This is a genomic window from Citrobacter sp. RHBSTW-01013 (genome assembly GCF_013781985.1).
GTDB lineage: Bacteria > Pseudomonadota > Gammaproteobacteria > Enterobacterales > Enterobacteriaceae > Citrobacter > Citrobacter braakii.
In genome coordinates this window covers 3262700-3289389 of record NZ_CP056185.1, presented here as the reverse complement: position 1 = coordinate 3289389, position 26690 = coordinate 3262700, and the positions used below count along the sequence as shown (strand labels likewise).

General features: G+C 51.2%; 23 protein-coding genes. 14 read left to right on the top strand and 9 right to left on the bottom strand.

From position 1 onward, the window contains the following. Nucleotides 1–22: 22 nt before the first annotated feature. From HV350_RS15905 to HV350_RS15890, 4 genes are read right to left on the bottom strand one after another with little or no spacing between them, the layout of a single operon-like run. The gene (locus HV350_RS15905) at nt 23–934 is read right to left on the bottom strand and encodes a transketolase C-terminal domain-containing protein (protein ID WP_181628883.1); all 912 of its coding nucleotides are present in this window, start codon (nt 932–934) and stop codon (nt 23–25) included. Beyond that, nucleotides 934–1731, bottom strand: a complete 798-nt coding sequence (locus HV350_RS15900) for a transketolase (RefSeq protein WP_016156111.1) — start codon at nt 1729–1731, stop codon at nt 934–936. Before HV350_RS15900 ends, HV350_RS15905 begins: the two co-directional genes overlap by 1 nt. A gap of 12 nt (nt 1732–1743) precedes the next feature. Continuing rightward, on the bottom strand, nt 1744–3009 hold the full coding sequence (locus HV350_RS15895) for a PTS ascorbate transporter subunit IIC (protein ID WP_046274698.1): 1266 nt from the start codon (nt 3007–3009) through the stop codon (nt 1744–1746). A 16-nt stretch (nt 3010–3025) separates the two neighbouring features. After that, entirely contained in the window at nt 3026–3301 is a 276-nt protein-coding gene (locus HV350_RS15890) for a PTS sugar transporter subunit IIB (protein WP_016152439.1), read from the bottom strand. 121 nt (nt 3302–3422) lie between these two features. Between HV350_RS15890 and HV350_RS15885 the strand changes: the two genes are divergently transcribed. Next, a complete protein-coding gene (locus HV350_RS15885; protein WP_016156113.1) occupies nt 3423–4271 on the top strand; it encodes a MurR/RpiR family transcriptional regulator in 849 nt (282 codons plus the stop codon). A 61-nt stretch (nt 4272–4332) separates the two neighbouring features. Here HV350_RS15885 and pflA read toward each other — a convergent pair whose 3' ends face one another. The 4 genes from pflA to ycaO all read right to left on the bottom strand — a co-directional run bounded on the left by pflA (nt 4333) and on the right by ycaO (nt 10623). Continuing rightward, on the bottom strand, nt 4333–5073 hold the full coding sequence (gene pflA / locus HV350_RS15880; protein WP_003035751.1) for a pyruvate formate lyase 1-activating protein: 741 nt from the start codon (nt 5071–5073) through the stop codon (nt 4333–4335). Between the two features lie 185 nt (nt 5074–5258). Continuing rightward, nucleotides 5259–7541 (bottom strand): formate C-acetyltransferase, encoded by a 2283-nt coding sequence (gene pflB / locus HV350_RS15875; protein ID WP_016152441.1) that lies wholly within the window; start codon nt 7539–7541, stop codon nt 5259–5261. Nucleotides 7542–7600: 59 nt separating this feature from the next. Then, nucleotides 7601–8458 carry a formate transporter FocA gene (gene focA / locus HV350_RS15870; protein ID WP_003831909.1) on the bottom strand — a complete coding sequence of 286 codons (858 nt, stop codon included), beginning with the start codon at nt 8456–8458 and terminating at the stop codon, nt 7601–7603. 404 nt (nt 8459–8862) lie between these two features. Continuing rightward, nucleotides 8863–10623 carry a 30S ribosomal protein S12 methylthiotransferase accessory factor YcaO gene (gene ycaO, locus HV350_RS15865; protein ID WP_047414124.1) on the bottom strand — a complete coding sequence of 587 codons (1761 nt, stop codon included), beginning with the start codon at nt 10621–10623 and terminating at the stop codon, nt 8863–8865. Between the two features lie 136 nt (nt 10624–10759). Between ycaO and HV350_RS15860 the strand changes: the two genes are divergently transcribed. From HV350_RS15860 to HV350_RS15800, 13 genes are all read left to right on the top strand, one after another. After that, a complete protein-coding gene (locus HV350_RS15860) occupies nt 10760–11452 on the top strand; it encodes a DUF421 domain-containing protein (RefSeq protein WP_016156114.1) in 693 nt (230 codons plus the stop codon). Between the two features lie 212 nt (nt 11453–11664). Then, nucleotides 11665–12753, top strand: a complete 1089-nt coding sequence (serC, locus tag HV350_RS15855) for a 3-phosphoserine/phosphohydroxythreonine transaminase (RefSeq protein ID WP_049043001.1) — start codon at nt 11665–11667, stop codon at nt 12751–12753. Nucleotides 12754–12821: 68 nt separating this feature from the next. Continuing rightward, on the top strand, nt 12822–14105 hold the full coding sequence (aroA, locus tag HV350_RS15850) for a 3-phosphoshikimate 1-carboxyvinyltransferase (protein WP_181628882.1): 1284 nt from the start codon (nt 12822–12824) through the stop codon (nt 14103–14105). Between the two features lie 232 nt (nt 14106–14337). Continuing rightward, a complete protein-coding gene (cmk, locus tag HV350_RS15845) occupies nt 14338–15021 on the top strand; it encodes a (d)CMP kinase (RefSeq protein WP_016152447.1) in 684 nt (227 codons plus the stop codon). Between the two features lie 113 nt (nt 15022–15134). Then, nucleotides 15135–16808: a 30S ribosomal protein S1 gene (rpsA, locus tag HV350_RS15840; protein WP_003035776.1), complete on the top strand. Its 1674-nt coding sequence runs from the start codon at nt 15135–15137 to the stop codon at nt 16806–16808. A gap of 160 nt (nt 16809–16968) precedes the next feature. After that, nucleotides 16969–17253, top strand: coding sequence for an integration host factor subunit beta (gene ihfB / locus HV350_RS15835; protein WP_003035780.1), 285 nt, complete (start codon nt 16969–16971; stop codon nt 17251–17253). 206 nt (nt 17254–17459) lie between these two features. Beyond that, nucleotides 17460–19724 (top strand): ComEC family protein, encoded by a 2265-nt coding sequence (locus tag HV350_RS15830; protein ID WP_181628880.1) that lies wholly within the window; start codon nt 17460–17462, stop codon nt 19722–19724. Between the two features lie 36 nt (nt 19725–19760). Next, nucleotides 19761–21509 (top strand): lipid A ABC transporter ATP-binding protein/permease MsbA, encoded by a 1749-nt coding sequence (gene msbA / locus HV350_RS15825; RefSeq protein WP_047414130.1) that lies wholly within the window; start codon nt 19761–19763, stop codon nt 21507–21509. Then, complete coding sequence (gene lpxK / locus HV350_RS15820; protein WP_016152450.1) at nt 21506–22483, top strand: tetraacyldisaccharide 4'-kinase; 978 nt, start codon at nt 21506–21508, stop codon at nt 22481–22483. Before msbA ends, lpxK begins: the two co-directional genes overlap by 4 nt. A 41-nt stretch (nt 22484–22524) precedes the next feature. Next, entirely contained in the window at nt 22525–23757 is a 1233-nt protein-coding gene (locus HV350_RS15815; protein WP_181628878.1) for a winged helix-turn-helix domain-containing protein, read from the top strand. Between the two features lie 51 nt (nt 23758–23808). After that, nucleotides 23809–23991 carry a protein YcaR gene (ycaR, locus tag HV350_RS15810; RefSeq protein WP_003035793.1) on the top strand — a complete coding sequence of 61 codons (183 nt, stop codon included), beginning with the start codon at nt 23809–23811 and terminating at the stop codon, nt 23989–23991. Beyond that, entirely contained in the window at nt 23988–24734 is a 747-nt protein-coding gene (kdsB, locus tag HV350_RS15805) for a 3-deoxy-manno-octulosonate cytidylyltransferase (protein WP_016152452.1), read from the top strand. The genes ycaR and kdsB overlap by 4 nt, the downstream gene beginning before the upstream one ends. A 163-nt stretch (nt 24735–24897) precedes the next feature. Further along, nucleotides 24898–25791, top strand: a complete 894-nt coding sequence (locus HV350_RS15800; RefSeq protein WP_016156120.1) for a YcbJ family phosphotransferase — start codon at nt 24898–24900, stop codon at nt 25789–25791. A gap of 35 nt (nt 25792–25826) precedes the next feature. Here HV350_RS15800 and elyC read toward each other — a convergent pair whose 3' ends face one another. Then, complete coding sequence (gene elyC, locus HV350_RS15795; protein WP_019076401.1) at nt 25827–26591, bottom strand: envelope biogenesis factor ElyC; 765 nt, start codon at nt 26589–26591, stop codon at nt 25827–25829. Between the last annotated feature and the right edge of the window lie 99 nt (nt 26592–26690).

Here is a 26690-nt window from a genome sequence, read left to right as displayed (position 1 = left end):
CATTGCGGCCTGCCAACCCGAACTATCTGAGGGCTTCAAAGAGTGCGGTCGCCGAAATACCGTATTTCTCTTTCAACTGGCGGCTATTGCCTGATTCCGTAAACGTATCTTGTGTCCCCAGTCGGATTAATCTCGTGGTTAATCCTTCCTCCGCCAATACTTCAGCAACCTGTCCGCCAAGCCCACCGGTGATCGTGTGATTTTCAATCGTTGCGATCTGCGGGCAACTGGCAATCAGTTGCAGAAAGCGCTGGCGGTTAAACGGTTTTAGCATGGCGACGTGAATCAGCTTGCCACGTTTTCCCTGGGCGCACAGTTGCACATAACCTGCGCTTGCCTGCTCCAGAACGGTCCCTTCATAGAGAATGGCGAAATCATTGCCTGAGTCCTCCACGGTGGCGATATCGGTCACTCGCGGAACGGCAGATTTATCGCGCACGGGCATCGGTTCTCGGGCTACGCGAATATAGACCGGACCGGGAATGTTTACTGCCTGTTCAAATGCGGCCTCAACTTCTTCAGCGTCGGCAGGCGTCAGAATTGTGAGCCCCGGCAGTACGCGCGTCAGGGCCAGATCTTCCAGCGCATGATGCGATGCGCCGTCAGGTCCATCATCCATTCCTGGGTGGCTACCAACTAATTTAATGTTAGCTTTGGCGTAGCATGCCTGGCGCAGTTGAGTCCAGGCGGTGCCTGTCACAAACATCGCAAAGTTAACGTAGAACGGAATATTTCCTTCCAACGCCTGGCCAGTGGCAAAGCTCATTGCCGATCCTTCCGCAATACCCATTTCAAAGAAAGCGTCTGGATAGACGGCCTGGAACTGGTCAGTGCGGGTGGAGCTGGCTAAATCACTATCAATGGCGACAATGGGATAGCCCTTTTTTTTCAGGGCAATGAGTGCGTTACCAATTTCATCACGTGGGGCTTTCATCACTGCAACTCCTCCATAGCCTGCTGATATTGTTCGGTGGTTGGGGTTTTTGAATGCCAGTCACCGTTATTTTCCATATAGCTAACGCCACTGCCTTTGGTGGTATGCGCAATAATGGCGACAGGTTTTCCTTTCAGATGGCGTGAAAGCATCAGCGTGTCGGCAACCTGATGCATATCGTTACCGTTATGGAGTTCGAGTACGTGCCAGCCGAAAAGACGCACTTTGTCGGCCAGAGGTTCCAGATTCACCACCTGGTTAACGGGGTCGTGGGAGGAAAAACCGTTGTAGTCGATAATCGCCACCAGGTTATCCATCTTCATATGGCCTGCCTGTTGTAGCGTTTCCCAGATTTGCCCTTCGTGCATTTCGCCATCGCCAATGATGGCGAAAACGCGCTGTGATTCCCCCCGCTGTTTTTTGGCCGCCGCCATACCAAAGGCAATAGATAATCCCTGGCCCAGCAGGCCGGTTGTTGCATCGACTTCGGGCAGAGATTTGATGCTAGGGTGCCCCTGTAAACGTGAGTTAATTTGTCGAAAAGTATTAAATTCGCTGCGCTCAATTTTGCCTTTTTGATGCAGCATGGCGTACTGAGCAGCAACCGCATGACCTTTGCTCATGACCACGCGAGCGCGAGGGGCGCAGGAGAAGTCCACCTCTTGATCGTAAATCCAGGTCAGAATGTCGATGATGGACAATGCACCGCCAGGATGGCCAATGCCTGATTCATAAATCATGGTGACAATATCCCGGCGAGCAGCCAGCGCATGGGATTTCAATTCATCAATATTCATGTTCATTCCTTATCAGGGCAACATTTTGCCGATGTAATAAACCACTAAGCCGAGGGCGACAAAATCTGTCTCCGGGAAGCTAGTACCGGACAATCCCACCGATTCCATGATGGGATAGATGAGTGCCGGGCCAATACCAATTAATATGCCAGTGACAAAGCTACCGGCGATGGCCCCTTTCCAGCCTCCTGACGCATTACCGAAGACGGCGGCGGTAGCACCAATGAAGAAGTAGGGGATGGCGACGGGGATAATGACCGTTTGCCCAATTAATGCGAGTACCCCCATAACCACCAATCCACCCACAAAGGAAGAGATGAAACCTAAAACGGTGGCGGTTGGGGCGTACGGAAAGACGACTGGGCAATCCAGTGCGGGTTTGGCGTTCGGGATAAATTTTTCAGAGATGCCCAGAAATGCCGGGACTATTTCTGACAACAGCAAGCGAACGCCGGTGATGATGATATAAAGCGATGCGGTAAACGTGAGTGACTGGAATAGCGGATAAACCAGCCAATGCATTCCACCGGCGGCGGCTGTTACCGCTTCTTCGCCTGCGGCAAGCGCCGCGATGTAATAGAAAATACTGACAGAGATGGACACGGAGACGATGTAGTCTTTAAAAATCCCCAACCATCCGGGAAGATTTAGCTTTTCTGTTGACTGCTTAGGATCACCCACTTTCGAACCGATCCATCCCGATAGCGCGTAGGCCAGAGTAACGTAATGACCCATCGCGATTTCATCATTACCGGTAATCTTACGCATCCACGGCTGAGCGATAGCTGGATAGACACAGGCTGCAAGCCCCAGCAGTATGGAACCGACGATAATTGTTGTTACATCGCTGTAGCCAAGCGCCTTAAGCGTAACGGTTAAGAGGGCAGACAGATACAGATTATGTTGGCCCGTCAGGAAGATGTATTTGAACGGCGTTACGCGGGCAAAAAACAAGTTCCAGCCGAAACCAACGACCATGATGAGTGAAACGCACATGGCAAACTTGGTTTGTGCCAGCCCAGTTAACGCTTCGGCTAACGGCATCACACCTTTCAGACCGAATCCATCGCTGAATAAGGTCTGAAAATTACCTAAGGATGTCACCGCAATCCCTGCTCCGCCGGCAAATACCAGAAATCCGACGATGGTTTTAAAGGTACCTGAAAGCACTTTTTCGATGGGTTTACGCTGGATAAGCAAACCAATTAGCGCAATAAAGCCAACTAAAAGTGGGGTTACACCCAAAATGTCGAATACAATGAACTTTAGGAGATCCATATTTCCCCCGGAGAGGTTAGTTGTTTTGAACAACGCTGGTGAGCGCAGATTCCATTTCTTCGCTGTTCATCAGATCGGTGATACCGATTGCTCTGAACCCGGCGGCTTCTACCTCATCGGTCAGGTCGCTCATGGTGATCACGAAGTCGATGTTTTGCCAGGTTCGTAGCCCTGACAGGACATCGTGTTCAAGATCGATATCCCAGCCATGTTTATCGATGACTTTTTGGGCTTTGATTTTCAGCATTAGCGAACTGCCCATACCGGTACGACAGACGATCAGACCTTTCATTAGACGTTCTCCTGTTTGTAAAAATAATTATTTTTAATTATCATTGGTGCGATAAAAATTATTATCGCAAAGCCGGGCAAAGTATGTGACAGCATTTGCATTTTGTGCAAAAAGGCGAAAAATGAGTCAGATAGATACTAATTTATTGATTAACATAAGAAATGGGGCTTCAGAGCTGAGTCCGATCCTGGAAAAGGTAGGGCGTTTTATCACTGAAAATCCTGATTTTGTGATGCGGCATACGATAACCGAGCTGGCCGATTCTATTGATACCAGTGAGGGGAGCATCACTCGTTTTTGCCGTGCCTTTGGTTTTAAGGGGTTTTCTGATTTCAGAACGGCTCTTGCACTGGAGCAAGGAGCTGCACGGCCGAATGATGGAGGAAGTGAGGAGACGGCGGCGGTACTGGCAAGCGTTTGTGACAGCAATGCCATCATCGACAGCAAAGAGTTGCAGGCGGTTGCGACCTGGTTAAATCAGCTCAGTAATATTGCAATTTATGCGGTAGGTACTGCGGTGCCGGTGGCGTTATTCCTGCAAATCAATCTGGTGCAGATGGGGAAAATAGCCAGTTATATCGACCGATTTTATCCGGCGGCTATCTCTCCGTTGGCGGACAGCCAAAAAACAGGGATTATCGTTATTCATACAGAACAAGTCTCTACCGATATGATGCAGTCGCTGACGCTAGCGAAGGAACAAGGCATAAAAATTCTCTCGTTAACTCGCGGATCGTTTGCGCCATTAAATCGGCTTTCTGACTGGAATTTGCAGGCGGCGGTTGCGTTACAGGGGGAAGGTGAGTCTGGTTTTGCTGAAATTGCTGGTGCGATGATGGTGGCGGATCGCATACTCAGTGCTCTGGAAGAGCAGGATGAGCGTTACGTGCAGTGTCGTAAAGCACACCAGAAACGTATTTTCTCTATTGAAAGCGTGACCAATAAACTTTCAGAATATTTTATGTCGTAGGCATCGAACGTTGGCGTCGCGCTACTCAAGCAGAGCGCTGCGACGCCGTGGTCGTCATACCTTAGTACATTACTTTATGACCATACTGCTCAAGAATGCCTTTCACGCGCTCCATGGTCTCTTTCTTCGGTGGCTTAACACCGTCAAGTTTGTACTCTTCACCCATTGCCACCCATTTGTGTTTGCCCAGCTCATGGTATGGCAGCAGTTCGATTTTCTCTACGTTGCCCATATCGCGGGTAAACTCGCCCAGGCGGTGCGCGGAGTCGTCATCGTCAGACCAGCCAGGCACAACGACGTAGCGGATCCACACCTTGATGTCTTTATTGGACAGGTAACGTGCGAACTCAAGCGTACGATGGTTAGATACGCCCACCAGATTCTGATGGATTTCATCATTCATCTGTTTGAGATCGAGCATCACCAGGTCAGTGACTTCCAGCAATTCATCAATCACCGGATCGTAGCGGCGAACAAAACCGTTGGTATCCAGACAGGTATGAATACCTTCTTTTTTACAGGCACGAAACCAGTCGCGTACAAATTCAGCTTGCAGGATAGCTTCGCCACCGGACGCTGTCACACCGCCACCGGAGGCGTTCATAAAGTGGCGGTAGGTCACGACCTCTTTCATTAACTCGTCGACGGTGACTTCTTTGCCGCCGTGCGTATCCCATGTGTCACGGTTATGACAATACAGGCAGCGCATCAGGCAGCCCTGGAAGAAGGTAATAAAACGGATGCCCGGGCCATCAACAGTGCCACAGGATTCAAAGGAGTGAATGCGACCAATAACTGACATTGCGGTGTTTCTCCAGGTGTGGCCCATCCGGGGCCAGTGTTAGTGCACAGTTATTAACTGTGTCGAGTCTGTTTTGGCTGCTATCCATAAGTATAGATAGCTGACAAAGCAGGCTATTAAAAAGGCCCCACTTACGTGGAGCCTTTATTGTACGCTTTTTAAAGTACGATTTCAGTCAAAACCAATTACATGGTCTGAGTGAAGGTACGAGTAATAACGTCCTGCTGCTGTTCTTTAGTCAGGGAGTTAAAACGTACTGCGTAGCCAGAAACACGGATGGTCAGCTGCGGATATTTTTCCGGATGTTCCATCGCATCCAGCAGCATTTCACGGTTCATGACGTTCACGTTCAGGTGCTGACCACCTTCGATGGACGCTTCGTGGTGGAAGTAACCATCCATCAGACCAGCCAGGTTGGTCTTACGAACTTCGTCATCTTTACCCAGTGCGTTCGGAACGATAGAGAAGGTGTAAGAGATACCATCTTTAGCGTAAGCAAACGGCAGTTTAGCAACGGAAGTCAGAGAGGCAACAGCACCTTTCTGGTCACGACCGTGCATTGGGTTAGCACCCGGTCCAAACGGCGCGCCAGCACGACGACCATCTGGGGTGTTACCGGTTTTCTTACCATAAACCACGTTAGAGGTAATGGTCAGAACAGACTGAGTCGGGATAGCGTTACGATAAGTAGTCAGTTTCTGAATTTTCTTCATGAAACGTTCTACCAAGTCAACCGCCATGTCATCAACGCGAGAGTCGTTGTTACCAAACTGCGGGTATTCGCCTTCGATTTCGAAGTCGACAGCCAGACCGTCTTCGTCACGAATCGGTTTAACTTTCGCATATTTGATTGCAGACAGGGAGTCAGCAGCAACGGACAGACCAGCGATACCACACGCCATGGTGCGGATAACGTCACGGTCGTGCAGCGCCATCAGAGAGGCTTCGTAGCTGTACTTGTCGTGCATGTAGTGGATAACGTTCAGTGCAGTGACGTACTGTTTAGCCAGCCAGTCCATGAAGTGATCCATGCGCTCCATAACTTCGTCGAAGTTCAGAACGTCGCCTTTGATCGGTTCAGATTTAGGACCAACCTGCATTTTCAGTTTTTCATCAACGCCGCCGTTGATTGCGTACAGCATGGTTTTCGCCAGGTTTGCACGCGCACCGAAGAACTGCATTTGTTTACCAACAACCATCGGGCTTACGCAGCAAGCGATAGCGTAGTCGTCGTTGTTGAAGTCCGGACGCATCAGGTCATCGTTCTCGTACTGCAGAGAAGAGGTGTCGATGGACACTTTAGCGGCGAATTTCTTGAAGTTCAGAGGCAGTTTTTCAGACCACAGAACGGTGATGTTCGGCTCCGGAGAAGGACCCATGGTGTACAGGGTATTCAGGAAGCGGAAGCTGTTTTTGGTAACCAGAGTACGGCCATCAACGCCCATACCACCGATAGATTCAGTTGCCCAAATCGGGTCACCGGAGAACAGTTCATCATATTCAGGGGTACGCAGGAAACGAACCATACGCAGTTTCATGACCAGGTGGTCAATCATTTCCTGAGCGTCTTGCTCGGTGATTTTGCCTGCTTTGATATCACGTTCGATGTAGGCATCCAGGAAGGTGGATACGCGACCGAAGGACATTGCTGCGCCGTTCTGAGATTTAACCGCGGCCAGGTAGCCGAAGTAAGTCCACTGGATAGCTTCCTGAGCGTTGGTTGCCGGACCAGAGATATCGCAGCCATATTTAGCAGCCATTTCTTTGATCTGACCCAGTGCGCGGTGCTGTTCAGCAATTTCTTCACGCAGACGGATAGTGGCTTCCAGGTTTACGCCGTTTTCCAGATCGGACTGCAGAGAGACGAACTGAGCGTATTTGTCTTTCATCAGGTAGTCGATACCGTACAGCGCAACGCGACGGTAGTCACCGATGATACGGCCACGGCCATAGGCATCTGGCAGACCAGTCAGAACACCGGATTTACGGCAGTTCAGAATGTCTTTGGTGTAAACATCGAATACGCCCTGGTTGTGGGTTTTGCGGTATTCGGTGAAGATTTTTTTCAGCATCGGGTCCAGTTCGCGATTGTACGCTTTGCAGGAACCTTCAACCATTTTGATGCCGCCAAACGGAATGATCGCACGTTTCAGCGGAGCTTCAGTCTGCAGACCAACAATTTTCTCGAGCGCTTTGTTGATGTAGCCAGCGTCGTGAGAAGTGATGGTAGAAGCAACGGAGGTGTCAAAGTCAACAGGCGCGTGAGTGCGGTTTTCCTGTTTAACGCCTTCCATCACGCTGTCCCACAGTGCAGTGGTCGCATCAGTTGCGCCAGCCAGGAAGGACTCGTCACCCTCATACGGAGTGTAGTTTTTCTGAATGAAGTCACGGACGTTTACTTCATTCTGCCAATCACCTTTGGTAAAACCTTCCCAGGCTGTGGCTAACTTTTCATTAAGCTCGGACATGTAACACCTACCTTCTTAAGTGGATTTTTTATTTACTGCGTGTAATGGGCATCATCAGATTAATGATGATCGTTACCACGCAGATAAATGACCCAGTATGTCAACCCGACCAACAAACCGCCGCCGATAATGTTGCCGATCGTAACCGGAATCAGGTTATCGGTGATGAAATTCATCACGGTCAGGTGAGAAAAATTCTCCGGAGAAGACCCAACAGCGGTCCAGAATTCCGGGGTGGCGAAATCGCGAATTACAATACCCATAGGGATCATAAACATGTTTGCGATACTGTGCTCAAAACCGCTGGCAACAAACATTGCGACCGGTAATACCATGATAAACGCTTTGTCCATCAGGCTGCGACCCGAATAGCTCATCCATACTGCCAGACACACCATCAGGTTCGCCAGGATGCCAAGACTTACCGCCTCAACAAAAGTATGGTGCACTTTGTGGTCGGCTGTTTGCAGGACGTTGAGACCCCACGCGCCGTTAGCGGTCATATACTCGCCAGAAAGCCACATGAGTAACACGAAGATCAGGGCGCCAATCAGGTTGCCGACATAAACGTTAAGCCAGTTTTTAGCCAATTGGCCCCAGGTGATGCGGCCACTGGCTTTCGCTACGACAATCAGTACGGTTGAGGTGAAGAGGTCTGCACCGCAGACAACGCAGAGAATCAGCCCCAGGGAAAAGCAGATACCACCTACTAGCTTCGCCATGCCGAAAGGCATTGTGCCGGTACCGGTTGTGGCGGTGATATAGAAAACAAAGGCAATTGAAATGAATACACCGGCAGTAATTGCCAGATAGAACGTCTTAAGCGGATGTTTCGTTGCTTTATAGACGCCTGCTTCTTCGGCAACTTTGGCCATTGCAGCAGGAAGAATAAGATCAAAAGGGTTGTCAGCTTTCACACTAACTCTCTCTTTATTAAGTCGGCGACGAGATACTAACAAAGCATTATAGATGAGAATTTGATATAGATCATATCTCGCCTGGCTTATAGGCCCGTAAGGCGCATGGTTTTTATGCGATTACGGTGTAACTTGTTGATTATCCAAATAAAAATAAATTTTAAAAATTATAAAGTGAGTTGAATTTTTTCTTTCTGTCTCCTCTGGGGCGGTTAATTAAAATGGAGTAATTGAGATAAAAAACCACATTAATAAGCTAATTTTCTTAATATCAACTACTAATATTTAACCTTGTTTTTACATTTATTTTTTGATTTGACCAAAATAAAAAACAGGGCGCATTAAGCGCCCCGTAATATAGCCCAGACAATACCTTTAGCCTACTCAGCGCAGGCTGATTGTCACTATTTTGACCAATGTGCTGCTTTCGCGCGCTGCAGTTTTTCGTAAGCTTTCAGCAGAGACTGATGCGCCGGGAAAGCCTGCAGATCGCTATCAACAGTTTGAAGCCCGTAGAACGGCGCTTCGCCACTTAATGCTGCACTTGCGGCTTCAACCGCCTCGGCACCGTACATGCGCACAAACGCGTTCAGATATTGTAGCGGCTGACGATCTTCTTCCTGAGATAGCAGCAGCAGCGTTTGCAGACAGCGGTAGTAGTTGGCACGTTCAGCGCTAAAGACAGAGGCGTTGAATTCCATCGTCCATTCTGTCCAGACCAGCGCCTGCTCCAGGTCGCCGCCGGCCAGCGCCAGCATCACTTTAAGCTCGCCAATGCGCAGGGTGTACCAACCGTTATCCGCACCGGTTGCCAGACCGAGCAGCTCGCGTACGCGGGTGAAGTCGTCAAAGCCTTCTTCATCCAGTTGTTCGATCAGATTGAGATAGTCTTCTTTATCCCATTCACTGCCCGGAAGAGAGAGGATAGTGTCACGCAGATGGGCGCCCATGGCATTGTTGGCTAACCACAGATCTTCAGCCGGATAGATGTCAGACATTCCCGGAACAATAATGCGGCACGCATAAACGCTCAGGTGCTCGTAGTCGGCGATATACACTTCTTTATCTTCAGCATTGAAGATGGCCATCAGGGTGGCGAACTCTTCTTCCGTGGTACCGGAGAAATTCCAGTCAACGAACGGATAGTCAGCATCCTGCTTGAACAGATCCCAGGAGATCAGGCCGCTGGAATCGATGAAGTGGGTTTCAAGGTTAGTGTGTTCAGCCACTTCTTCGTCGTCAAAGGTCGGTGGGGTGAAGACATCAAGATCTTTCAGACCACGGCCCTGTAGCAGTTCAGTGACAGTACGCTCCAGCGCAACGCCGAAATCCGGGTGCGCACCGAAGGAGGCAAAGCAGGTACCATTGGCCGGGTTGAACAGGACAACGCAAATCACCGGATACTTGCCGCCCAGCGAGCCATCGTAGGCGAAAATTGGGAAACCTTCCGCTTCCAGTTTGGCGATGGACTCAACCACTGCCGGGTAGCGCGCCATGACTTCGGCCGGGATTTCCGGCAGGCTGATGCTTTCCGCAATAATACGGTTCTTCACATGACGCTCAAAGACTTCAGACAGGCCCTGAACGCGCGCTTCGTTTCGGGTGTTACCCGCAGACATGCCGTTAGAAACGTACAGGTTGCCAATAATGTTCATCGGAATATAGACGGTCTGGTTATCCGACTGACGGGTAAACGGTAGGCCGCAGACCCCACGTTCTTCATTACCGGATTGCAGATCGATAAGCATGCTGCCAGTCAGTTCGTTGTCTGGATCGTAAAACGCACGTAGACGAGCATCCAGTAGACCTTCTGGTACGTCGTCTTCTTCAGTCAACGGGAACCATTTTTCGTTCGGATAATGCACGAATGGGCCGTTGGCGATGGTTTCACCCAGCCAGAAATCCGCAAAGAAATAGTTAGTCGACAGACGCTCAAAATATTCGCCCAGCGCGGAAGCCAGCGCCGCTTTTTTCGTCGCGCCTTTACCGTTGGTGAAGCACAGCGCGCATTCTTTGTCGCGAATATGTACAGACCAGACGTTAGGGACGGGATTCAACCACGAGGCTTCTTCAATTTGAAAACCAAGGTCGAGCAATTTTTGCTGGAAGCGAGCGATGGAGTCTTCCAGAGCGGCATCTTTGCCGGGGATAAATGTTTGCGTCATGAAAATCACTTTTGTCGTACGGAAAGCGCGCAATGATACGGGTTTTAAATGAATGGCGCTATCGTCGCCGGAGTTCAGACGTAAATAAAAGTATTAGCTATGCTTTCCTACAGCCAACCACGTTTAGAGCATAATAATGAAAGCTTTCGATTTACACCGAATGGTACTGGATAAGGTGCCCATGGATTTTCTGGGAGAAGTTGCTCTGCGCAGCCTCTATACCTTTATATTGGTTTTTCTGTTTTTAAAAATCACCGGACGTCGCGGCGTACGCCAGATGTCGCTTTTTGAAGTGCTGATTATCCTTACGCTGGGGTCCGCGGCGGGAGACGTGGCATTTTATGATGATGTCCCGATGCTGCCGGTGCTGGTGGTCTTTATTACGCTTGCTGTGCTGTATCGGCTGGTTATGTGGCTGATGGCGCATAGCGAGAAAATGGAGGATTTGCTGGAGGGCAAGCCCGTTGTGATCATTGAGGACGGCGAGCTGGCATGGTCGAAGCTCAATAGCGCCAATATGACGGAATTCGAATTCTTTATGGAATTGCGTTTGAACGGCGTGGAGCAATTGGGACAGGTGAGACTGGCCATCCTGGAGACTAATGGGCAAATCAGCGTCTATTTCTTTGCTGATGAAGACGTAAAGCCGGGACTCAGTATTTTGCCTAAACGCTGTACACAGCGATTTAAAGTGATACCGGAAGCTGGGGACTATGCCTGTATACGGTGTAGTGAAGTGGTGCAAATGAACGCCGGAGATCATCAATTATGTCCACGCTGTGCAAATCCAGAATGGTCGAAGGCCAGTCGGGCAAAACGGGTCACCTGACAGCGAAAATCTCGGTTTTTACCCGTCAATCCGATAGATTCTGTTGTGTGACCAATGACACATTTTTACCCCGGCCAGTTTTACCCATTGCGGCGCGTGTCACTGAATGATAAAACCGATATCCACAGGAATAACTTATACCAATGTCTGTCACCGGATTATCGCCAATGACAGGATGTTGATTGGACAACAACACAACGTGGTGAGGGGAAATGGCTCAGGTCTTCAATTTTAGTTCAGGTCCGGCAATGTTACCGGCAGAAGTACTTAAACTGGCTCAACAGGATCTTCGCGACTGGAACGGTCTTGGCACGTCGGTGATGGAAATTAGCCACCGTGGCAAAGAATTCATCCAGGTCGCAGAGGAAGCGGAGCAGGATTTTCGCGATCTTCTCAGCATCCCCTCCAACTATAAAGTGTTGTTCTGCCATGGCGGTGGGCGCGGGCAGTTTGCGGGTATCCCGTTAAATATTCTGGGTGACAAAACCACGGCGGATTACGTCGATGCCGGTTATTGGGCCGCCAGCGCAATTAAAGAAGCGAAAAAATACTGTGCGCCAAACGTTATCGACGCCAAAGTCACCGTTGACGGACTGCGTGCTGTTAAGCCAATGAGCGAATGGCAGCTTTCTGACAACGCGGCGTATTTGCACTATTGCCCGAATGAAACCATTGATGGCATTGCGATCGATGAAACGCCGAATTTTGCCAGCAATGTGGTGGTTACGGCGGATCTGTCCTCTACCATTCTTTCCGCACCTCTTGACGTGAGCCGTTATGGCGTAATTTATGCCGGGGCGCAGAAAAACATCGGCCCGGCCGGGCTGACCATTGTCATCGTACGTGAAGATTTGCTGGGTAAGGCTCATGTGTCATGCCCGTCAATCCTCGACTATACCGTCCTGAATGACAACGACTCCATGTTCAACACACCGCCAACCTTTGCCTGGTATCTGTCTGGCCTGGTCTTTAAATGGCTGAAAGAGCAGGGCGGTGTTAACGCGATGGATAAAATTAACCAGCAAAAAGCGGAACTGCTGTACGGCGTAATCGATAACAGCGATTTCTACCGTAACGACGTGGCAAAATCGAACCGTTCACGCATGAACGTACCGTTCCAGCTTGCTGACAGCGCACTGGATAAACTCTTCCTGGAAGAGTCTTTCGCTGCGGGTCTGCACGCGTTGAAAGGGCACCGTGTGGTCGGCGGTATGCGCGCGTCCATCTACAATGCAATGCCGCTAGAAGGTGTAAAAGCGCTGACCGATTTCATGGTCGATTTCGAGCGCCGCCGCGGTTAATCTGCTGTATTTTCATCCCCACAGCCAGTCTGTGGGGTTTTTATGTCTGTTTTTGAGAGTCGAGTTTCATGGAATCCCTGACGTTACAACCCATTGCGCGGGTGGATGGCACCATCAATCTGCCTGGATCCAAAAGTGTTTCTAACCGCGCTTTGCTGCTGGCTGCATTAGCAAATGGCACCACTGTCCTGACCAACCTGCTGGACAGCGATGATGTCCGCCATATGCTTAATGCTCTGAATGCGTTAGGAATTAGCTATACCCTTTCTGCCGACCGTACGCGTTGCGAGATTATCGGCAATGGCGGCGCGCTGCATGCCGAAGGCGCAGTGGAACTGTTCCTTGGCAATGCCGGAACCGCAATGCGCCCGCTGGCCGCTGCGCTGTGTCTGGGCAGCAATGACATCGTGTTGACGGGCGAGCCGCGCATGAAAGAGCGCCCGATTGGCCATCTGGTTGATGCGTTACGCCAGGGCGGAGCCAACATTGAATACCTGGAGCAAGAAAACTATCCGCCTTTACGTCTGCGCGGTGGCTTTACCGGAGGACAGGTTGAGGTAGACGGCAGCGTGTCCAGCCAGTTCCTGACTGCGCTGCTGATGACTGCGCCACTGGCGCCGCAGGATACGACGATCGCCATTAAAGGCGAGCTGGTATCCAAACCTTACATTGATATCACACTGAACCTGATGAAAACGTTTGGTGTTGAAATTGAGAATCAGAACTACCAGCGCTTTATTGTGCAGGGTCAGCAGCAGTATCAGTCACCGGGTGCATATCTGGTTGAAGGTGACGCTTCTTCCGCTTCCTATTTTCTCGCAGCAGGAGCCATTAAAGGCGGTACGGTAAAAGTCACCGGGATTGGCCGAAACAGTATGCAGGGTGATATCCGCTTTGCTGATGTGCTGGAAAAAATGGGCGCGACCATTACCTGGAGCGATGACTTTATTGCTTGTACTCACGGTGAGTTGAACGCGGTAGACATGGATATGAACCATATTCCCGATGCGGCGATGACCATCGCCACGGCAGCGCTGTTCGCTAAAGGCACCACGACCTTACGTAACATCTATAACTGGCGCGTCAAAGAGACCGACCGCCTGTTTGCGATGGCGACCGAGTTGCGTAAAGTGGGTGCGATCGTTGAAGAGGGCGAAGACTATATTCGTGTCACACCACCGGCGACGTTACAGTTTGCGGAGATCGCGACCTACAACGATCACCGCATGGCGATGTGTTTCTCGCTGGTGGCGTTGTCTGACACGCCGGTGACCATTCTGGACCCTAAATGTACCGCCAAAACCTTCCCGGATTATTTCGAACAGCTGGCGCGTATTAGTACACCTGCCTGACCCTCACATCTGACGATCGCGCTCCGCATATTCGTGAGCGCATCGCTGCAGAAAAAAGTAAATCAGTGTCATCTTCCGGGCTGGTTTCTCGCCAGCCCGCTATAATTGCGCAATTCTTCCTCACATCGTTACAGACTAATCGGGTTTTTACACTCTGTGTTAACGATTATTAGCGTTGGCGCGTATAATGCGCGGCGTTCACGTTAACGTATGCCCGTTTAAGGAGAAAAAGATGACGGCAATTGCCCCGGTTATTACCATTGATGGCCCAAGTGGTGCAGGAAAAGGCACCTTGTGCAAGGCAATGGCGGAAGCATTGCAATGGCATCTGTTAGATTCAGGCGCGATCTACCGCGTACTGGCGCTCGCAGCGTTGCATCACCATGTTGATGTCACATCTGAAGATGCTCTGGTACCGCTTGCCTCACACCTGGATGTGCGTTTTATCTCAACGGACGGCAACCTGGAAGTCATTCTGGAAGGTGAAGATGTCAGCGGCGAAATCCGCACCCAGGAAGTAGCGAATGCCGCATCTCAGGTCGCTGCGTTTCCTCGCGTACGCGAAGCGCTGTTACGCCGCCAACGCGCGTTTCGTGAAGCGCCCGGCCTGATTGCCGACGGACGAGACATGGGGACCGTGGTGTTCCCGGATGCACCAGTGAAAATTTTCCTGGACGCCTCCTCGCAAGAACGTGCGCATAGACGTATGCTACAGTTGCAGGAAAAGGGCTTTAGTGTTAACTTTGAACGCCTTTTGGCCGAGATCGAAGAACGCGATTTCCGCGATCGTAACCGTGCTGTAGCGCCGCTGGTTCCCGCTGCCGATGCTTTAGTTTTGGATTCAACCCGATTAAGCATTGAGCAAGTGATTGAAAAAGCGTTACAATACGCGCGCCAAAAACTGGCACTCGCTTAAGTGCGACCGAATTTGCAGTACCCCCGTTGCAATGGATTGACAGCGGGTATGTTAAACAACCCCATCCGGCATGGAGCCAGGTGGACGTTAAATATGAAACCTGAAGATTAAACATGACTGAATCTTTTGCTCAACTGTTTGAAGAATCCTTAAAAGAAATCGAAACCCGTCCGGGTTCCATCGTTCGTGGTGTTGTTGTTGCTATCGACAAAGACGTAGTACTGGTTGACGCTGGTCTGAAATCTGAGTCCGCCATTCCGGCAGAGCAGTTCAAAAACGCCCAGGGCGAGTTGGAAATCCAGGTTGGTGACGAAGTTGACGTTGCTCTGGATGCAGTAGAAGACGGCTTCGGTGAAACCCTGCTGTCCCGTGAAAAAGCTAAACGTCACGAAGCTTGGATCACGCTGGAAAAAGCTTACGAAGAAGCTGCAACCGTTACTGGTGTTATCAATGGCAAAGTCAAGGGTGGCTTCACTGTTGAGCTGAATGGTATTCGCGCGTTCCTGCCGGGTTCCCTGGTAGACGTTCGTCCGGTCCGCGACACGCTGCACCTGGAAGGCAAAGAGCTTGAATTCAAAGTAATCAAGCTGGATCAGAAGCGTAACAACGTTGTTGTTTCCCGTCGTGCCGTTATCGAATCCGAAAACAGCGCAGAACGCGATCAGCTGCTGGAAAACCTGCAGGAAGGCATGGAAGTTAAAGGTATCGTTAAGAACCTCACTGACTACGGTGCATTCGTTGATCTGGGTGGCGTTGACGGCCTGCTGCACATCACCGACATGGCATGGAAACGCGTTAAGCATCCGAGCGAAATCGTAAACGTTGGCGACGAAATCACTGTTAAAGTGCTGAAGTTCGACCGCGAGCGTACTCGTGTATCTCTGGGCCTGAAACAGCTGGGCGAAGATCCATGGGTAGCTATCGCTAAGCGTTATCCGGAAGGTACCAAACTGACTGGTCGCGTGACCAACCTGACCGACTACGGCTGCTTCGTTGAAATCGAAGAAGGCGTTGAAGGCCTGGTTCACGTTTCCGAAATGGATTGGACCAACAAAAACATCCACCCGTCCAAAGTTGTTAACGTTGGCGATGTAGTGGAAGTTATGGTTCTGGATATCGACGAAGAACGTCGTCGTATCTCCCTGGGTCTGAAGCAGTGCAAAAACAACCCATGGCAGCAGTTCGCGGAAACCCACAACAAGGGCGACCGTGTTGAAGGTAAAATCAAGTCTATCACTGACTTCGGTATCTTCATCGGCCTGGACGGCGGCATCGACGGCCTGGTTCACCTGTCTGACATCTCCTGGAACGTTGCAGGCGAAGAAGCAGTTCGTGAATACAAAAAAGGCGACGAAATCGCAGCTGTTGTTCTGCAGGTTGACGCAGAACGTGAGCGTATCTCTCTGGGCGTTAAACAGCTCGCAGAAGATCCGTTCAACAACTGGGTTGCACTGAACAAGAAAGGCGCAATCGTAAACGGTAAAGTCACTGCAGTTGATGCTAAAGGCGCAACCGTAGAACTGGCTGACGGCGTTGAAGGTTACCTGCGCGCTTCTGAAGCTTCCCGCGACCGCGTTGAAGATGCAACTCTGGTTCTGAGCGTAGGCGACGACGTTGAAGCTAAATTCACCGGCGTTGATCGTAAGAACCGCGCAATCAGCCTGTCTGTTCGTGCTAAAGACGAAGCTGATGAGAAAGATGCAATCGCAACTGTTAACAAACAGGAAGATGCTAACTTCTCTAACAACGCAATGGCTGAAGCTTTCAAAGCAGCTAAAGGCGAGTAATATCGAGTGCTCCCAAATCCTTTGTGCTGTTAACAGCACAAAGGGTGACGAGTAGCTTGACAGATTACAGGATTCGTCCTGTAATCAATGACAAAGGGCGGCTAAGGCCGCCCTTAATCAATGCAGCAGCTAATTATGCCTTTAAGGAACCGGAGGAATCATGACCAAGTCAGAATTGATTGAAAGACTTGCAACCCAGCAACCTCATATTCCCGCGAAAGCGGTTGAAGATGCAGTTAAAGAGATGCTGGAACATATGGCCTCGACTCTTGCGCAGGGCGAGCGTATTGAAATCCGCGGTTTCGGCAGTTTCTCTTTGCATTACCGCGCACCGCGCACCGGACGTAATCCGAAGACCGGCGATAAAGTGGACCTGGAAGGAAAATACGTTCCGCACTTTAAACCAGGTAAAGAACTGCGCGATCGCGCCAATATTTACGGTTAAGTTTTTAGCGAGACTTAACGCCGAGAAAAGCACCCGCATGGGTGCTTTTTTCATTTCTGCCAGCCCATCCTGGAATCTCCATCTCAGTTAATTTGCACGTTACAAGCGCCGCTAAATGTTAGCGGAATGCATACCGTATAACGCTAAATTGGCACCAGACAACCGTCGAACATTACTGCACACTTCCTGCTACAGGGAGGTGACTGATGAAAATAACAACGGTTAGTACGTGTGCATTATTCGGCATTCTCCCGCTTATGCTATTACCTGCGTTACCTGACATGTTGTGCATCGGCGTTATATTTGGTCTGGCAATTCTGCTCTGTCTTATTTCTCACAGCCCTGTACGTTTCGCCGGATTAACCCTGCTATTTTTTCTTTGGGGAGTTCTGGCTGCGAAAGATGCGCTGTGGGCCGGTAATACGCTGCCTGCAAAAAGCCAGCAGGCCATCGTGCGGATAACCGGAACCGATAATATGACAACGCACTACGGCCAGATCACGCATCTGCAGGGGAAGCGGGTATTTCCTGCTATCGGAATTACTCTGTATGGGCAGTACCTACCCGGCAACGTTTGTGCGGGCCAGACATGGGCGATGACGTTGAAGGTTCGTGCTATACACGGTCAATTGAACGAGGGCGGGTTTGATAGCCAGCGTTACGCATTGGCGCAGCACCAGCTGCTGACGGGAAGATTTTTGCAGGCTTCGGTTATCACACAACAATGCAGTTTGCGTTCGCGGTATCTCTCCTCGTTGAAAAGCGCGCTCGCTGACTATCCCTGGCAGCAGGTTATACTGGGCCTGGGAATGGGGGAGCGCTTGTCCGTGTCACAAGCGGTGAAAACCATTATGCGTGATACCGGTACGGCCCATTTGATGGCTATCTCCGGGCTGCATATTGCATTTGCCGCACTTCTGGCTGCAGGATTAATTCGCGCGGGGCAATTTTTTATGCCAACCAGATGGATTTGCTGGCAGGTTCCGTTAGTTGGCGGGATCGTCTGCGCAACATTCTATGCCTGGTTAACGGGGCTACAGCCCCCGGCATTACGTACGGTTGTTGCGCTACTGGTCTGGGGAGGGCTAAAACTCAGCGGCAGGCAGTGGAGTGGATGGTCGGTGTGGATCTGCTGTCTGGCAGCCATTCTGGTGGTGGATCCTGTCGCCGTTCTTTCACAAAGTCTGTGGTTGTCTGCTTTTGCCGTTGCGGCGCTGCTGTTCTGGTATCAATGGGTTCCGATGCCGGATTGGCCGCTGTCTCGCGTTGGACGCCAATTTCTGGCGCTTGCTCATTTGCAATTGGGAATTACGCTCCTGCTTCTGCCTGTGCAAATCGCGATGTTTCACGGTTTTAGCCTGACCTCATTTTTGGCCAATTTGTTTGCTGTACCGCTGGTTACGTTTATTTCCGTACCATTGATATTAGCAGGCATGATCGTGCATTTAACCGGGCTGGCGATGGTTGAGTCGAACCTATGGTATTTAGCGGATCGCTCCCTCGCGCTATTATTTTGGGGGCTCAGGAGCCTGCCTGAAGGGTGGATCAATATTGATGCACGTTGGCAATGGCTTACATTTGTACCCGGACTCCTGCTCATCGCATATCGGCTGAACGCGTGGCGAACTATACCGGTAGTTTGCGTCACTGTGCTCCTTTTACTGAGCGCCCCGTTCTGGCGAACGCCACGTACTGATGTCTGGCAAGTGCATATGCTGGACGTCGGGCAGGGGCTGGCGATGGTCATTGCGCGAAATGGGAAAGCGATTCTTTACGATACCGGTCTGGCATGGCCTGAAGGCGATAGCGCGCAACAGCTGATTATTCCCTGGCTACGCTGGCACAACCTGGAGCCAGAAGGCGTTATTTTAAGCCATGAGCATATGGATCACCGGGGCGGGTTGCGTTCGCTGCAGCAAGCCTGGCCGTCGCTATGGATAAGAAGCCCATTAGGTTGGGAAGGGCATCTCCCGTGTTTACGCGGGGAGCGCTGGCAATGGCAAGGGTTAACCTTTAGTGCGCATTGGCCCGTGCGTGGAAATAAAGATCTGGGGAATAACCACTCCTGCGTGGTTAAGGTCGATGACGGGCATCAGAGTATTCTGCTGACCGGAGATATTGAGTCTCCCGCTGAACAAAAAATGCTCAGTCACTACTGGCAGCATCTGCAGTCTACGGTGATACAGGTTCCACATCATGGTAGCAATACCTCATCATCGCAGGCGCTGATTCAGCGGGTCGGCGGGCAGGCCGCGTTAGCCTCCGCATCCCGTTACAATGCCTGGCGTCTCCCGTCCAGGAAAGTGAAGCAACGTTATCGGCAACAAAATTATCAATGGCTGGATACACCCCACCAGGGGCAGATTACGCTGGATTTTTATCAAAAAAACTGGCGAATAAACAGCTTGCGGGATCAGATTTTACCTCGTTGGTATCATCAGTGGTTTGGCGTGTCGGAGGATAACGGGTAGAATATGCGGCTATTCTAACAAATGCTGGTTTTTTGAATGCATAACGATAAAGATCTCTCTACGTGGCAGACGTTTCGCCGACTATGGCCAACCATAGCGCCTTTTAAATCGGGTCTGATCGTGGCGGGTATAGCGTTAATCCTGAACGCGGCCAGCGATACCTTCATGCTATCGCTCCTTAAGCCATTACTGGATGATGGTTTTGGTAAAACGGATCGCTCGGTGCTGCAGTGGATGCCGCTGGTGGTCATTGGACTAATGGTTCTTCGCGGATTCACCAGCTATGTCTCCAGCTACTGCATCTCATGGGTATCAGGCAAAGTGGTCATGACCATGCGTCGCCGCCTGTTTGGCCATATGATGGGCATGCCGGTCTCCTATTTTGATAAGCAGTCTACAGGTACGCTGTTGTCACGTATTACCTATGATTCAGAGCAGGTCGCGTCATCGTCCTCCGGCGCGCTGATCACCGTGGTACGTGAAGGGGCTTCAATTATTGGCCTGTTTATCATGATGTTCTATTACAGCTGGCAGCTGTCATTGATTCTGATTGTACTGGCGCCAATTGTGTCAGTGGCGATTCGTATAGTTTCCAAGCGTTTTCGTAGCATCAGTAAAAATATGCAAAACACCATGGGGCAGGTTACGACCAGTGCGGAGCAGATGCTAAAAGGCCACAAAGAAGTTCTGATTTTTGGTGGTCAGGAAGTCGAAACTAAGCGCTTTGATAAAGTCAGCAATAAGATGCGTTTGCAGGGTATGAAGATGGTTTCCGCCTCTTCTATCTCCGATCCTATCATCCAGCTGATTGCGTCTCTGGCTCTGGCCTTCGTGTTGTATGCAGCCAGCTTCCCAAGCGTAATGGAAAACCTGACTGCAGGGACAATTACGGTTGTCTTCTCGTCAATGATCGCGCTGATGCGTCCGTTGAAATCGCTGACCAACGTCAACGCGCAGTTCCAGCGCGGTATGGCGGCCTGCCAGACCTTATTTACGATTCTGGATAGCGAGCAGGAAAAAGATGAAGGTACGCGCGAAATCGAACGCGCTACCGGCAATCTCGAGTTCCGCAACGTGACATTCACCTATCCGGGACGTGAAGTACCTGCGCTGCGCAATATCAACCTGAATATCCCAGCGGGGAAAACCGTTGCCCTGGTTGGCCGTTCAGGTTCAGGGAAATCCACCATCGCCAGCTTGATCACGCGCTTCTATGATATTGATGAAGGGCAGATTCTAATGGACGGACACGATCTACGTGAATATACCCTGGCATCCTTGCGCGATCAGGTCGCGTTGGTTTCGCAGAATGTGCACCTGTTTAACGATACGGTTGCCAACAACATCGCCTACGCGCGTACCGATTTGTACAGCCGTGAGCAGATCGAAAAAGCGGCGAAAATGGCTTACGCCATGGATTTCATCAATAAGATGGACAATGGCCTGGATACGGTGATTGGCGAAAACGGCGTCCTGCTATCTGGTGGTCAACGTCAGCGTATCGCTATTGCCCGCGCCTTGTTGCGTGACAGTCCGATTCTGATCCTTGATGAAGCAACGTCGGCACTCGACACCGAGTCTGAACGCGCGATTCAGGCTGCTCTGGATGAGCTTCAGAAAAACCGTACCTCCCTGGTGATTGCTCACCGCCTTTCTACCATTGAACAGGCGGATGAAATCATCGTGGTGGAAGACGGTATTATTGTTGAGCGCGGAACCCATAGCGAGCTGATTGAGCAGCGTGGGGTGTATGCACAATTACATAAAATGCAATTCGGTCAATGATCGCTCGAATCTGGTCTGGTGAGTCGCCGCTGTGGCGACTGTTACTCCCGCTCTCCTGGCTGTATGGCCTCGTGAGCGGGGGGATCCGCTTATGTTACAAGCTTGGGATTAAACGCGCGTGGCGTGCACCAGTCCCGGTTGTGGTGGTCGGAAACCTGACCGCGGGTGGCAATGGCAAAACACCCGTGGTGATTTGGCTGGTTGAACAACTGCGTCAACGTGGGATTCGCGTGGGCGTGGTGTCGCGTGGTTATGGCGGGAAAGCGGCTGCTTACCCGCTGTTACTGACCGCAGATACCACTACGGCAGAAGCGGGTGATGAACCTGTGCTGATCGCCCAACGTACCGGCGTGCCCGTAGCGGTATCCCCGGTAAGATCGGATGCGGTCAAAGCCATTTTGGCCCAACACGATGTGCAGATGATTGTGACGGACGATGGGCTACAGCACTACCGTCTGGCGCGAGATGTTGAAATCGTGGTTATTGACGGAGAACGTCGGTTTGGCAATGGCTGGTGGCTTCCCGCGGGTCCCATGCGGGAACGCGCAGGTCGGCTTAAATCGGTGGATGCGACTATCGTTAACGGTGGCGTTGCGCAGCCAGGGGAAATCCCTATGCGACTTGAACCGGGGCTGGCCGTTAATTTACGTACGGGTGAACGCCGCGATGTGTCGCAGCTGTCCAATATTGTCGCCATGGCGGGCATTGGCCATCCACCGCGTTTTTTTGCCACGCTGGAAGCATGCGGTGCCAGCGTGCAAAAAAGTATTGCGCTGGCAGACCATCAGTCTCTGACCTACAGTGACGTCAGTGCGTTTGCAGACGCCGGGCAAACGCTGGTGATGACGGAAAAAGATGCGGTTAAGTGCCGTGCATTTGCCGATGAAAACTGGTGGTATTTACCTGTTGACGCTCATTTGTCAGGCGATCGGCCTGATATGTTGCTGGATAGCTTAATCTCGCTGACTCGCTAACTGATTCACGCTGCGGCAGCGAATCATTTATGAGGCCATAAATGTCGTTGCCGCGTCTTTCTTTGACGGATGCCCGTCATCTTCACCTTGCCGCTCAAGGGCTGCTGAAAAAAACACGCCGTCGGGCAACCCCAGCAGATATTCTTGCTACCATTTCGCGCATGTCGTTATTGCAAATCGATACCATCAATATTGTGTCGCGCAGCCCTTACCTGGTGCTGTTTAGTCGGTTGGGTGATTATTCGCCCCAGTGGCTGGATGACGCATTGCAGCGGGGCGAACTGATGGAATACTGGGCGCACGAGGCCTGCTTTTTGCCGCGTAGCGACTTTATGCTGATACGTCACCGCATGCTGGCCCCGGAGAAAATGGGCTGGAAATATAAAGCGGAGTGGATGAAAGAACATGCGCATGAGATTGAGCAACTGCTCCAGCACATCCAGCATAACGGACCAGTACGCTCTACCGATTTTGAGCATCTGCGCAAGGGGGCCAGCGGCTGGTGGGCATGGAAACCGCATAAGCGTCATCTTGAAGGCCTGTTCACCGCCGGGAAAGTGATGGTGGTGGAACGGCGTAATTTCCAGCGAGTGTATGATTTAACCCATCGCGTCATGCCGCACTGGGATGATGAACGCGACCGGCTTTCACAGGAAGAAGCTGAAAACCTCATGCTGGATAACAGTGCCCGCAGTTTGGGGATTTTTCGCGAACAATGGCTGGCAGACTACTATCGCCTGAAGCGTCCGGCGCTAAAAAACTGGTGCAACGTACGTGCACAGCAGCAACAGATTATTCCTGTCGATGTCGAAGGGTTAGGAACCCTGTGGCTGCATAGCCACCTTCAGCCGCTGCTGGAGCAGGCATTGACGGGTAAATTAACGGCGACGCATAGCGCAGTATTATCACCCTTTGATCCGGTGGTCTGGGATCGTAAACGGGCAGAGCAGCTATTCGATTTTAGCTATCGCCTCGAATGCTACACGCCAGCACCGAAACGTCAGTATGGTTATTTTGTCCTGCCGCTGCTGCATCGCGGGCAGTTAGTTGGGCGGATGGATGCCAAAATGCACCGCAAAACGGGCGTACTGGAAGTGATTTCGCTCTGGTTACAGGATGGCGTCAAACCTGGGGTTACTCTGCAAAAAGGATTGTTTCAGGCGATTGATGATTTTGCCCGCTGGCAGCAGGCAACACGTGTGACGCTGGGACGCTATCCTGAAGGTTTATTTGCTGATGCACGCCATGGTTGGGAAATAGACCCAGCACGGTAAGCGATTATGTTAATATTTACGGATTCACAATCCGGTCCATCTGGAGGAACTATGGATCATCGTCTGCTTGAAATCATTGCCTGCCCGGTATGCAATGGCAAACTCTGGTTTAACCAGGAAAAACAGGAACTGATTTGTAAACTGGATAACCTTGCTTTCCCACTGCGTGATGGCATTCCCGTGTTACTGGAAACCGAAGCTCGCGTTCTGACTGCTGATGAGAGTAAATCATGAGTTTTGTGGTCATTATTCCTGCGCGTTATGCGTCCACACGTTTGCCGGGCAAGCCGCTGCTGGATATCAATGGCAAGCCGATGATCGTGCATGTGCTGGAGCGTGCGCGTGAATCTGGCGCTGAACGTATTATTGTTGCGACCGATCACGAAGATGTCGCTCGCGCGGTAGAAGCGGTAGGGGGTGAAGTATGCATGACCCGAGCCGATCACCAGTCCGGTACGGAGCGTCTGGCGGAAGTCGTCGAGAAATGTGGCTTTAGCGATGATACCGTTATTGTGAACGTACAGGGTGATGAGCCGATGATCCCGGCGGTCATTATTCGCCAGGTCGCTGAGAATCTGGCACAGCGCCAGGTCGGTATGGCGACCCTTGCTGCCCCGATTCACAGTGCGGAAGAGGCATTTAATCCGAATGCGGTGAAAGTCGTTCTGGACGCCGAAGGTTATGCGCTCTATTTTTCACGCGCGACCATTCCGTGGGATCGCGACCGTTTCGCTAAAAGCCTGGAAACGGTGGGTGACACCTTCCTGCGACATCTGGGTATTTACGGCTATCGCGCCGGTTTTATCCGCCGTTATGTTAACTGGCAGCCCAGCCCGCTTGAGCATATTGAAATGCTGGAGCAGCTACGTGTGCTGTGGTACGGCGAAAAAATTCATGTTGCCGTCGCCAAAGAAGTACCCGGTACCGGCGTAGACACTGCCGAAGATCTTGAGCGCGTTCGCGCCGAAATGCGTTAGTTTTTCTCACGACACTCCCCCTGATGACGCGAATTTTTGGGAGGAGTGTCATATCGTTACGCTTTCCCGCCACTTTTCTTTTCATCAATTGATCTCATCCGGGTGACATCTGTCTGCACGACGCTCATTATGAAAGCAGTAGCATTTATGAGGGCAATCCGAAATGGAACAGTTGCGTGCCGAACTCAGTCATCTGTTGGGTGAAAAACTCAGTCGTATAGAATGCGTGAATGAAAAAGTGGATACGGCCCTGTGGTCACTGTACGACAGCCAGGGAAATCCGATGCCACTGATGGCGAGAAGTTTCACCACGCCGGGTATGGCGCAGCAGTTGGCATGGAAAACCTCCATGCTGGCGCGCAGTGGTACGGTGCGTATGCCCGTCATTTATGGGGTCTTAACCCATGAGGAACATCCCGGTCCTGATGTGCTACTGCTTGAGCGTTTACGTGGAGTGCCGGTGGAAGCGCCTGCCCGAACGCCCGAACGCTGGGAACATTTAAAAGATCAGATCGTAGAAGGTCTGCTGTCATGGCATCGGCAGGATAGTGCTGGCTGCGTGGGAATGGTGGATAACACGCAAGAGAATATCTGGCCATCCTGGTATCGTCAGCGGGTTGAGGTGCTGTGGACCACGTTAAATCAGTTCAACAATACCGGGCTAACGATGCAGGACAAGCGGATCCTGTTTCGCACGCGTGAGTGTTTGCCTGCCTTATTTGAAGGATTCAATGATAACTGCGTGCTGATCCACGGTAATTTCAGTTTACGTAGCATGCTCAAAGACGCCCGTAGCGATCAGCTTCTGGCTATGGTGGGACCGGGGTTGATGCTGTGGGCGCCAAGGGAATATGAACTGTTCCGCTTGATGGATAATGCGCTGGCGGAAAGCCTGCTTTGGCAATACCTGCAGCGCGCGCCAGTGGCGGAGTCATTCATCTGGCGGCGCTGGTTGTATGTGTTATGGGATGAAGTGACGCAATTGGTCAACACCGGACGCTTTAATCGTTCCAACTTTGACCTGGCAACGAAATCATTGCTGCCGTGGCTCGCATGATAAACATGTGAACACCTTATCAGGCAACATTCCTGTCAATGTTCCGATCCTTTCAGCCACTGCCAGATACGTCCCAGGGTTTCGTAACCAACGCGATCGCTGTGCATCAACCAGACGGGTGAAGGTATAGCGCGCTCCCACGGATTAAGCGGTGAATCAATTGCTAACTGATTGGCTGGCGCTGGCAGCGGATGCAAGCCGGCCTGCTGGAAGAAGATCATCGCCCGCGGTAAATGGGAGGCAGAGGTTACCAGCAGGAACGGCGCATTGCCGATGGCCTTCTTTACCGCTGCGGCTTCTTCTTCGGTATCTTTGGGGTGATCCAGGGTGATGATTTCATTGGCTGGCACCCCCAGCGACTGCGCAACTCGGGCACCAGCTTCTGCGGTACTGACGTTATTCGTCTTTGCGGCAGCGCCGGTAAAGATGAGCTTCGATCCCGGGTTTGCGCGCCATAGGCGAATACCTTCATTCAGACGTGGAAGGCTGTTGCTGATCAGATTTGAACTCGGTGCCCACTGCGGATTCCAGGTATACCCTCCGCCCAGCACCACAATATATTCCACTTTTTGCGAACCTTGCCACGTTGGATAACTGTCCTCAATCGGTTTCAACAGGCTGTCGGCGACGGGCTGTAAACTAAGGAGTAACAGTGCCAGCCAACTCAGGCTAATACACACTTTCCCTGTTTTTTGAAAGCGACTGAACCAGACCAGCGCCAGGCCAATACCCATCATAATTAGCATCAGTGGCAGCGGCAGCATCATACCGCCAATCACTTTCTTCAGCGTAAAAAGCATCCTTTTTGGTTCCTTTTTTAACCATACAGCAGGGGATCTGCAGGGATATTACACCAGGAAGGTTCATTCTCGGCGTGGGTGTGACAAAATAGCGGTTTT

What these genes read in the sequence shown, in the direction of transcription:
- HV350_RS15905 (WP_181628883.1), bottom strand. Translation starts at nt 934, where the DNA reads ATGAAAGCCCCACGTGATGAAATTGGTAACGCACTCATTGCCCTGAAA.
- HV350_RS15900 (WP_016156111.1), bottom strand. Translation starts at nt 1,731, where the DNA reads ATGAATATTGATGAATTGAAATCCCATGCGCTGGCTGCTCGCCGGGAT.
- HV350_RS15895 (WP_046274698.1), bottom strand. Translation starts at nt 3,009, where the DNA reads ATGGATCTCCTAAAGTTCATTGTATTCGACATTTTGGGTGTAACCCCA.
- HV350_RS15890 (WP_016152439.1), bottom strand. Translation starts at nt 3,301, where the DNA reads ATGAAAGGTCTGATCGTCTGTCGTACCGGTATGGGCAGTTCGCTAATG.
- HV350_RS15885 (WP_016156113.1), top strand. Translation starts at nt 3,423, where the DNA reads ATGAGTCAGATAGATACTAATTTATTGATTAACATAAGAAATGGGGCT.
- pflA (WP_003035751.1), bottom strand. Translation starts at nt 5,073, where the DNA reads ATGTCAGTTATTGGTCGCATTCACTCCTTTGAATCCTGTGGCACTGTT.
- pflB (WP_016152441.1), bottom strand. Translation starts at nt 7,541, where the DNA reads ATGTCCGAGCTTAATGAAAAGTTAGCCACAGCCTGGGAAGGTTTTACC.
- ycaO (WP_047414124.1), bottom strand. Translation starts at nt 10,623, where the DNA reads ATGACGCAAACATTTATCCCCGGCAAAGATGCCGCTCTGGAAGACTCC.
- HV350_RS15860 (WP_016156114.1), top strand. Translation starts at nt 10,760, where the DNA reads ATGAAAGCTTTCGATTTACACCGAATGGTACTGGATAAGGTGCCCATG.
- serC (WP_049043001.1), top strand. Translation starts at nt 11,665, where the DNA reads ATGGCTCAGGTCTTCAATTTTAGTTCAGGTCCGGCAATGTTACCGGCA.
- aroA (WP_181628882.1), top strand. Translation starts at nt 12,822, where the DNA reads ATGGAATCCCTGACGTTACAACCCATTGCGCGGGTGGATGGCACCATC.
- cmk (WP_016152447.1), top strand. Translation starts at nt 14,338, where the DNA reads ATGACGGCAATTGCCCCGGTTATTACCATTGATGGCCCAAGTGGTGCA.
- rpsA (WP_003035776.1), top strand. Translation starts at nt 15,135, where the DNA reads ATGACTGAATCTTTTGCTCAACTGTTTGAAGAATCCTTAAAAGAAATC.
- ihfB (WP_003035780.1), top strand. Translation starts at nt 16,969, where the DNA reads ATGACCAAGTCAGAATTGATTGAAAGACTTGCAACCCAGCAACCTCAT.
- HV350_RS15830 (WP_181628880.1), top strand. Translation starts at nt 17,460, where the DNA reads ATGAAAATAACAACGGTTAGTACGTGTGCATTATTCGGCATTCTCCCG.
- msbA (WP_047414130.1), top strand. Translation starts at nt 19,761, where the DNA reads ATGCATAACGATAAAGATCTCTCTACGTGGCAGACGTTTCGCCGACTA.
- lpxK (WP_016152450.1), top strand. Translation starts at nt 21,506, where the DNA reads ATGATCGCTCGAATCTGGTCTGGTGAGTCGCCGCTGTGGCGACTGTTA.
- HV350_RS15815 (WP_181628878.1), top strand. Translation starts at nt 22,525, where the DNA reads ATGTCGTTGCCGCGTCTTTCTTTGACGGATGCCCGTCATCTTCACCTT.
- ycaR (WP_003035793.1), top strand. Translation starts at nt 23,809, where the DNA reads ATGGATCATCGTCTGCTTGAAATCATTGCCTGCCCGGTATGCAATGGC.
- kdsB (WP_016152452.1), top strand. Translation starts at nt 23,988, where the DNA reads ATGAGTTTTGTGGTCATTATTCCTGCGCGTTATGCGTCCACACGTTTG.
- HV350_RS15800 (WP_016156120.1), top strand. Translation starts at nt 24,898, where the DNA reads ATGGAACAGTTGCGTGCCGAACTCAGTCATCTGTTGGGTGAAAAACTC.
- elyC (WP_019076401.1), bottom strand. Translation starts at nt 26,591, where the DNA reads ATGCTTTTTACGCTGAAGAAAGTGATTGGCGGTATGATGCTGCCGCTG.